4 protein-coding genes and 1 pseudogene are annotated in these 8,156 nt (G+C 47.2%); 3 read left to right on the plus strand and 2 right to left on the minus strand.

All coding sequences use genetic code 11. From position 1 onward, the window contains the following. Window positions 1-526: pseudogene (locus tag V512_RS08875) on the minus strand (transposase); the annotation flags it as partial. A 77-nt stretch (window positions 527-603) separates the two neighbouring features. Between V512_RS08875 and V512_RS08880 the strand changes: the two are divergent. Continuing rightward, a complete protein-coding gene (locus tag V512_RS08880) occupies window positions 604-1,464 on the plus strand; it encodes a lamin tail domain-containing protein (protein WP_099830130.1) in 861 nt (286 codons plus the stop codon). 1,267 nt (window positions 1,465-2,731) lie between these two features. Then, window positions 2,732-3,604, plus strand: a complete 873-nt coding sequence (locus V512_RS08890; RefSeq protein ID WP_099830132.1) for a type II secretion system protein — start codon at window positions 2,732-2,734, stop codon at window positions 3,602-3,604. 772 nt (window positions 3,605-4,376) lie between these two features. Here V512_RS08890 and V512_RS08900 read toward each other — a convergent pair. After that, window positions 4,377-5,585, minus strand: coding sequence for an AAA family ATPase (locus V512_RS08900; RefSeq protein ID WP_099830134.1), 1,209 nt, complete (start codon window positions 5,583-5,585; stop codon window positions 4,377-4,379). A gap of 995 nt (window positions 5,586-6,580) precedes the next feature. Here V512_RS08900 and V512_RS08910 point away from each other — a divergent pair. Next, window positions 6,581-6,985: a hypothetical protein gene (locus V512_RS08910; protein ID WP_099830136.1), complete on the plus strand. Its 405-nt coding sequence runs from the start codon at window positions 6,581-6,583 to the stop codon at window positions 6,983-6,985. Window positions 6,986-8,156 lie beyond the last annotated feature (1,171 nt).

An 8,156-nucleotide genomic window follows, 5' to 3' on the forward strand; every position in this document is an offset into this window, starting at 1 on the left:
CTGATGTAATGTCATAACACAAATAGTCGTTCTCAACCACCTTCTTTGTCCACCTGGCAAAAAAGGTCTCTCTTTCATCATCGCCTAAAGACCTCAGTATCTCACTTATTCTCTGGCTTGTGAGTATGGCATCATATGGATTGCTATGACTCTTACTCCAAGCTTCACAGTGACTCAGCGGACCTCCACGCACAGCAAGGTAGTATGCCATGCACAAAACCTGCCGATACAACTTTGAAAAACAACCCTTCAATACCTTCTCCAGTCCGAGTTCTTTGCTCACAGCATCAAGCACCATTGCAGGACCAACAATCTTTGCAGTAGCAGTAACAGCGGGATCTCTTACAGCAGCCTGTTCAGGATTAAGTCTCTTTGAGGGAATGAACTCACCTGTTTCAGGATCGATCTTTCCTATACACACTCTCTTATTCCGTGGCTGCTTCTTCTCTTTATCCCAGTAAGATATTCCTTCATAAACGTAGGTAACCCCTGTATCCTTATTTCTTATATGAATACGATGAGCCATGCATTCCCTCCTCTCAATAGGTACAATTATACCTAATAAATGCACGAAATGCAAGCCCACAAGATACTGTAACGAAGATGCTCTGTTGCCTTCGAAGAAACCTAGTTACAAAACAAGCGGGATGTCAGGTCAACAAAGGTTTTTCGCTCGTTGAGCTTCTTATAGTTCTTGCTGTTATAGCCGCTCTCATAGCCGTAATAACGCCGCTTTCGCTTAACGCCATGAGGAAGGCGACGGCGGTGAAAATCGCCTATAATATGAAGGCTCTTTCAAAGGCTATGGATCAGCTCTTCTATTTAGAAGGTATTTCTTCGCTGGAGAATATGACTATCAACGATCTGGGCAGGAACGTCGATGGTCAGAACTGGGGCGTTCTGTATGTACCCGGAACGGACTATTCCGTGGCTTACATCTTCACGAAAGACGATCTGCATTTCGATACTCTGAGAAACATTCTTCCGGCAGTCACCAGGGTCACACCGGGCGAGACGCTGACGGGCTTTTATGAAATGGCCGGCGGTCTTGACAAGGCGGCCTTCACGCCTCAAGAGGTCACCGCCGTTTACAGGGTGAAGGTCGGGACTGCGGGTGTCGGGTTCGGCACTTTTGATCCTGGAGGGACACCGGAGTTCATTGAAGTCGTTAACAGAACTTCGGCTCCGTTGTCTCTTGTAGGATGGAAGATAAAAGATAGACTGGAGAAGTCAGCCGTGTATACTTTTGGTAACGTAACTCTTCCGCCGGGCGGGATTGTTCGAGTGTACACTTATACCGAAGCCGGTACTCATGCCTCAAACTATAACGATCCGGCGAATGGCAGAATAGGTATCTCGTGGAGAAAGAACGCCGTCTGGCTTAATGAAGGTGACATCGCATTTCTCTTCGACAGCAACGGTGTCCTAATCGATTATATAGCCTATGGAAACCAAAGCTTCTAATAACCCCCTCTTTGGGGAAACGCTGTTCGTGAAAAGCAACGGTTAACTGAAATAGATTTCTCCACCTTCGCAGTCTATTTAAGGGCCCGGGAATGAAAGTACCCGGGCCAATTAATTTAGTTTCTATAACCTATATTAAACATTTGTATAGTTATAGTTTCTTACAGATCTCTTACTTTCGATTAGTAGAGATATTTTATGAGATTTAGATGAATATACAGCTTGTCGAGTAAGCCAGATGTTATGCAAAACCCCGAAAGATGATCTGAAACTTTCAATGTTTCGAATACTCTGAACATAAGCTATCCGATTTCTGAAGTCTGCGATTACGCTCTGATAATCATCTGAATTGGATTACAGTCATGGCACGTCATTGCTGATAGTTGTTCGATAGTATTCTTTGGCTTCCACGGGAGGCTGATTATTATGGGGAATTGGGAACAAAAAATAGGGGGAACAAAAAGAACAAGACTGGGAACAAAAATGGGGACTCCATTTTTAGGAACAAGAGCGGTTCCTCGTTCTGACGCTGCGCGTCCAGGTTCTTGGCAAAGAGAGAAGATCATTGTTCTGGTGCTTTGCACCTAAGTTCTTCGTTCCGACACTTCGTGTGCAAGTTCCTGGTACGAACCGGATCTCGGGTAATAAGTCTCGGGTCTCGTAAGGGCATTGAGAGCCGTCCGGCGTCCAAGAGCATAAACCCGTCCTTGGATAAGATCGAAGATCATAATGCCATTCGTGGTTTTTTGCCTTAACCAAGAACGAAGAACAGATAATCGCTCTGGAACGAACAACGGGTTCTCCTCGAAGAACCGTTCAACTGTCAACCAGGTTCTCTCGTTCTTTCCTACCACGAACCCGCTAACCCCAACCCCGTTCTTATGCTTTTTCTTACAACTTGCATCTTGGAACTTGCAACTGAGCTTTTACAAGCGATTAGCGAATTCTAAGAACGAAGAACAGGTACTTGCTCCGGAACGAAGAACGAGTTTTCCTCGGAGAGCGGAGAACCGTACAACCGACCTCGCTTTGCTTTCTCTAACCAGTTACCTGCTATCCCCGACCACAGTTGAATGAAAATCTTCCACATCGGTTCGAGAAGGTATTTCTTCAGTCACTTTTAGACATCTAAAGAACTTTCTTGACTCAAAGGACTAAATTAACTTGAGCTTTGCAGTTAATTACGAAGGCTTCGATGGGATGAATCAAGTATGTGGCACGATGTTGCATTTACACAGTCGACCATAATTGGGGAGAGTGGAATAATATGAGAGAAGAGTGTTTTAGAGATCACAGAGGAAAGGGTTTTTCACTAGTAGAATTGCTGATAGTTCTTGCCGTTATCGCTGCCCTTATAGCCGTTGTGACTCCTATTGGAATAAAAGCCATGCGAAAATCCGCGGCCGTTGCTGTCGCAAGAGACCTCAAGACACTCTCCCAATCCTTCGCAAACAAAATCTACCTTGACGGAGAACTACCCCAGACAATAAGCGAACTCGGAAGGAATGTTGATTCGTCTCTGTTTGGGGCCGCCTGGAAGATTGGCGAAGATGGCGAATATAACTACTTCGTATTCACAAATCGTGAGGCCGATTTCGAGACTGTCTCCGGTGTTCTTGTCGATTCAAGGCAGGGAATCCCATTCGGAGTAGATGACTATGCTTTTCTTGATAATGGACTCGGAAAGGAATCTATGAACTCCAGAACTCTCTACTATAACCTTCTGGGTGCAGAATCAATAGCGCCTCTTACACCTTTTGGTTCGACTTTCGCAGAGATAAGTAGTGGATTCGTGAACCTAATCAAAGGGTTCTTTGAGAAGAACGGAAGATATCCCAGAGATTGGGGTGAACACCGTTACAAAGATCTTGGTCTTAATGAGGCTTCCTGGACACGTTCAATCAATGGAGTGGTCTACAAGCCTTCTGGAAGACTTCTAAGAGTAATACCTGATTCAGAACACAAATTCATCTTCAACTTCCTCGATTCCTCCGATAAGTTTGAACTTACAAGCAGATACAACTGGGACCTTATATTTAATATTGGAGATGATTCTTCTGATACCGGGCATTGGTACCTAAATTCCATCAAAGAAAGAAAAGTCGACATCTCAACTCTAAAGATTGTTAAGATAGAATAATTGCTAGAAGAATATCTGACGGCAGAGTCTCGAAGTTTGTGATTTTCGTTCGATGCTCGTGGGGATACAAGAAACCTATCTCCCTTCCCGCGTTCTTCTTTTCCCAACGTTGCTACTGCCTGTCCGAAACCTCGAGCTCATCATTATTCCACGACACACTCTCTGGAACTCAATCATCATTTCCAGACACGGTCATCGCTATCAAGTAGACCTGGTTTTATTCGCTTCTTTGCTCTTGATCTTAAATCCCCGCTTGAGGGGGACGCTCTCCCAAAAGGGGAGTAAACAGCCTGGCCTCACAAAGTCTGTACTCGCACCGCGCCACCTCTTGACCCTACTCTCTTCCGATCGGCGAAAAAAACCGTGAAGAGAAGAAAACCCGTCCTTCGAAAGAGCGAGAAGATCGGTTCTTCGTTGGAGCTAAAAACTTTGTTCTTGGTTCGCAAGAGCGTGAGAGACGTCCGTTGTCCTACGTTCTCCGAAAAGAACACGGCCGCTCTTCGGCTTTTGATCTGAAATCCCCTCTGGGAGAGGGGTGGCGGCATGCTCCTGCCGACGGGGTGTGTTCTCTCGTGAGCGAATCGAATGTCTCGACAATGCTCTTTCTCTCCACTTTCAACGCTCCACTCTCCACGGATCTTATGCCCGCGAAGCGATACTGGCGAAGGCGAAGCCTTTACTGGCCGTTCTTTCGCTCTTGCGAACCAAGAACCTGAACGCGCAGCGTCGGAACGAAGAACTTGGGCGCAACGCGCCGGAACTGCTCTTACGCTCAATAGAGAAAACCAAGAAGATAGAGTGGAACGACATTTCCAAATCCCGTTTCAATTCCATCTCTCAACACAATGCCATTTGGAACGTCTCTTAGCTGTTTCTTGCCTTTGTGGGCACCCCCTATTTCGAATACTATCTCCGTGTCTTTTAGGCTCAAAGCGAAGTCTCCATTTTTCGGCACACAGATTCCAAGATGACTTACTTGAGAGACAAAGAAAGCCTCTCTTATCGTTCCCATATTGCTTTCGAGATTCCATTGCGACAGTCCCAAAGCGTAGTAGATGTTCGTCTCACCCAAGAATACTTTCGAACCACTGCGGAGTCCCTTCAAGTCTCTACCGCACGGTGGGACTCTTCTCAAAACTCCCGCCCTCTCCAGTGAATCAAGATAGGCATAGAGTGTTACCTTACTAATTCCCAGATCCCGAGAAAGCGATTCCGGAGATATTGAAGGAACTATGCTGGTGGCCACAAAGGCAATGATCTTCTTGGCTACTGAGGCCGCCTCGCCCCTGAGTGAATTCTCCTGAACGACATCCTGATAGATCGATTTGTCCAGAACATTCAGCAGCCTTTCGTAGTAAGAATTCGAAGCGATCCTGAAGGGATAAGAGCCAACTCTCAGATATTCCCTGAATAACTTCAGTGGCTCAAATCTCAGCATCGTATTGCTCATCTCTCCATGGTTTTGTAGAAGCTCTTCAGGCGACACTGCAGAGAAGTCGCTCCCGGTCTCCAGATTCACGAACTCCCTGAAAGAGAGGTGCTTCAATTCATGCAATACTGCCCGTCTTGAAAGATCTGCCGTTCCCATTAAAACCGAGAACTTCGAGCTTCCACTGAAGTAGATCTGCTTCGTCGGATGAGCGTCATATAACGCCTTAATATCGTTAGACCAGCCGGTTTGCCGGTGAGCCTCGTCCACAATGAGTGTCTTTCCTCCGATCTTGAAGAAAGCATCTCCTATTGCATAAATACTTTCCTTCAAAACCAGAGGATTGTCTGCCGAGATATAGAGGCAATCAACTCCTCTCTTCTCAAGAATCTTCTGGAGAAGCAGCGTTGTTTTGCCGCAGCCGCGCGCACCAACAATTCCAAGAAGACGGTCTTCCCAGTTGATCCGGTAATAGGCATAGCGCTTGAAAGACTCGGGAGTTGATGAGAGCATTCTTTCGTGGATCTCGAAAAAAGGTTGAAGATCTATCATCTCGCACCTCCATTAAGATCACTATATTGTACCATATATGGCTTTGTAGTTAAGTATGATGTACTTAATTGTTTCTCTCGTCATCAGTTCCAAGTTGCAAGATGCAAGTCGCAGGAACGGTTATCCGTTATCGGTTCACCGTTCGCCGAGGATAATCGGTTCTTCGTTCCAGAGCGAGTATCTGTTCTTCGTTCTTGGGCAATCGACGAGGCGGATCAGAGGTAAGGGGAATGAGGCTAGGGGTAAGAAGATCAAGATCTCTTCGCTCTTCCGACCTCTTGCCTCTGACCTCAGGCTCTTCCCAAGGACGGGTCCATGATCTGGGACGAAGGACTAAGGACGACTCTTCACAGCGTACAGCGGAACTTCTGGTGTACAGCGGCTCTTCAGGGCGAGATCCCGTGCAGGTACCCTGAACAGGAGCATTTCAGGGCAGGCTCTACGGGATGACCCTTAACAAAACCATTTCAGGGCAGGCTCCCAAACAGAATCCCTGAACAGGATCCCCCAAACAGGTGCATTTTGGGGCAGGCCTTCAGGGCAGGCTTATCAGGGCAGGCGCTACGGGAGGACAGAGTCAGTCAATTCGCCTGCGCGCCATAATGCTAATCCCTATCCATAAGTCAGGGAGTTCATGAGAAATCATGTGATGCTCCTTCTCCCATGACAATATTTGCTGTACTTAACTCCTGATGATCTTGATCTTAAATCTTCCCTTGAGGGAGGAGGACCGTGTAGCGGCGGAGTTTTTTTGAGGAGAAGACGATCATCCCCACGTGAGATACGATGATTAAATTATCATAACTGATACGGAGAATGATATAGTAATATTGCAGTTGCCAATTCTCTCTTTTTGATGTGTCTGCTTCTGTGAAATGGATAGAGATTTCTGATCTCACGAAAGATGGTTTCGGAATTCAGTCTTTAGTGCTTTGAGTCAACCTCAATGCCTACCAAAATTGTGTCACCACTCTTTATAGCGAGGTGTGTTGATTATGAAACGAGTATCTCTTATGGTTCTCTTAGCAATTACAGTTGTGATGGTACTTACCGGGTGCCTGTCGGTTGCGAAAACGAGAAGTCTTGTTGGCGCATGGAACCTTTCAGTTAAAAGAAGTGAATCGAAGACTTTCGAGGCCATCATGCAGATAACTACTCACGACAAGGGCAAGCTCTCCGGTTATCTGGGAAACAACATCTATACTGCAAACTATGGCACAATTTCCGGGACCACTTCCAAGGACAACATCTCCTTTGTCTACTCAAGCTATGAGGGAGGAGAAACAATTCAATTTGCAGGCAAATTCGACTCGGATGGAATGACCGGTACGGCGACTGTTTATATCGACGGCAGTTACAAGTCTGGCCCTCATGACTGGAGTGCGCAGAGAAAGGAATAGTAGGATCGGGCAAAGAGATTCGATTTACGTCCTTTCGGGACTCGATTATTTACATCCAGTTAACAGATAGAGCGCCGAGGATCGTCGGCGAAGGCGGGGCTGCTTCGCTGGACGCAATGCACTGAAGAGCATCAGTGGACGCAAGGCCCGCTTCGCGGGGAAGCTCTTGATGGTTCAACGTGCTCTTTCCTACCACGAATCCGCAACCTCCAACCCCGGCCTTTTGCTTTTTCTTACAACCTGCAACTGATGCGGTTCCCGGCAAACGGTGAACCGTTCAACGGTCAACCAGGTTCTCTCGTTCTTTCCTACCACGAACCCGCTACCCCCAACCCCGTTCTTATGCTTTTTCTTACAACTTGCATCTTGGAACTTGCAACTGAGCTTTTACAAGCGATCAGCGGGTTCTCGTTCTTAAGCGCACAGCGGAACTTCAGGAGCCAGTCTGCTGGCGCAGGAAGTGATGCCCGGAGAAACGTCCGGGGAAGTGATGCGCCGAAAAGCATCGGCGGAAGTGATGCCACCTTCGGTGGGACGAAATGCACTGAAGAGCATCAGTGGACGCAAGGCCCGCTTCGCGGGGAAGCTTTTGCTGGTTCAACGTGCTCTTTCCTACCACGAACCGCTACCCCCAACCCCGTTCTTATGCTTTTTCTTACAACTTGCATCTTGGAACTTGCAACTGAGCTTTTACAAGCGATCAGCGGGTTCACCGCTTTTAAGCGTACAGCGGAACTTTGAGCGAGATCCCGTACAAGACCACTACGGGATGACAAAGCAAAAAAAGCGAAAAACGATGTGAGAGGCATTTCAAAGAGCACACTCCCCACCGCAAGCGGTCCCCCCCGCTCAAGCGGGGATTTAGGATCAAGACAAGCAGAGCGGTTCATCGTTCCGACGCTGCGCGTCCAGGTTCTTGGCAAAGAGAGAAGTTCATTGTTCTGGTGCTTTGCACCTAGATTCTTCGTTCCGACACTTCGTGTCCAAGTTCTTGGTCTCTCTCCTAGAACTGGGTCCAGGGTATGGGGTCTAGGGTCTGGCAAGAGCTGAAAGAGCGGGAAGAACCGTCCTAGCGTCCAGGAGCATAAACCCGTCCTTGGGAAGAGCCTGAGGTCAGAGGCAAGAGGTCGGAAGAGCGAAGAGATCTTGAGAGTATGTAAAAAAGATTGTG

Origin of the sequence: Mesotoga sp. Brook.08.105.5.1 (assembly GCF_002752635.1) — a bacterium.
In the GTDB taxonomy this organism is placed as follows: domain Bacteria; phylum Thermotogota; class Thermotogae; order Petrotogales; family Kosmotogaceae; genus Mesotoga.